A 910-nucleotide genomic window follows, 5' to 3' on the forward strand; every position below is an offset into this window, starting at 1 on the left:
GCGCCGACGGTTCGACGACGATCGACACCAAAGCGCGCGCGCCCGACGGCAGCCTCGCCAATGAGACGATCACGGTGACGAGCGCCGACGGCACGACGCGCACCGTCTCGGTCGACGTGGACGGGGAAGCGATTGTCGCCAACCAATCTCCGCAACGCCGGTATCGGCCACTCCAGCGACCGCATGCTCGACGGCGTCACCGGCACGGTGAACAGCGCGTTCGGGCGGCTGGCGGCGGCCTCTCGTCCGGACTGCCGGCTATCGTAGCGCGAGGTGGTCGCATGTCTGTCGCGCAGAAATAGTATCGATTTCCTTACCATGGGACGCGGGCGCGGGAGGCGTTGCGGGGCCAGTGTGGCGACGCGTGATGTCGCTGGCAGAGTGCAAAGACAATTCGGGATCGACGGACGTCGCGATAATCGGCCGGCGAGGGATCTGTTGCAACGGCCAACAAGCGGATCGCTTTTTGTGATCTGGGCACCACGCCGTGTACGAGTTTCCACGGCTCAAACGGATAGGGGCTGCTTTTGCTGCTTCCCCAGGCTTGGCTTCGAAAACATTACTTGCGGCGCGTAATGCGGGGCTATCCCGTCTACGACCCGCCGCACAAGGTCGAGGAGCGGCTGCTGTCACGCGAGCGAGCCACCGAGAACTTCGACTATTTCATGCAGGTGCGACAACAGCGTGCGGCGTTCTTCCGAGATTGGCTCCGTCGCTGGTTCTGGGTGCGGCTGACGCCGGACAAAATGGGTGTCCGAGCGCTCAATCGTTGGGGGAACCGGTATGCCGGGCTGTTGCTGCATCATGATGGGCAAGGCGTTCCGCCGGAGAATGCGTACCACAGCTACGACCCGCCATGGGTGGGCAACTATGCCCGCTGCAACGTCCTGTTCGACATGGGCATTGCGTA

2 protein-coding genes and 1 pseudogene are annotated in these 910 nt (G+C 63.4%); all 3 read left to right on the forward strand.

Features of this window, described 5'->3' with window-relative positions:
• Positions 1 to 20 precede the first annotated feature (20 nt).
• Positions 21 to 119, forward strand: a pseudogene (locus F1193_RS17840) (VCBS domain-containing protein); the annotation flags it as partial.
• A gap of 13 nt (positions 120 to 132) precedes the next feature.
• Entirely contained in the window at positions 133 to 267 is a 135-nt protein-coding gene (locus tag F1193_RS17720; protein WP_281287264.1) for a hypothetical protein, read from the forward strand.
• 308 nt (positions 268 to 575) lie between these two features.
• On the forward strand, positions 576 to 910 hold a 335-nt coding region (locus F1193_RS16895), incomplete at its 3' end, for a hypothetical protein (RefSeq protein WP_150098953.1).

Source organism: Blastochloris sulfoviridis (assembly GCF_008630065.1).
Lineage (GTDB): Bacteria > Pseudomonadota > Alphaproteobacteria > Rhizobiales > Xanthobacteraceae > Blastochloris > Blastochloris sulfoviridis.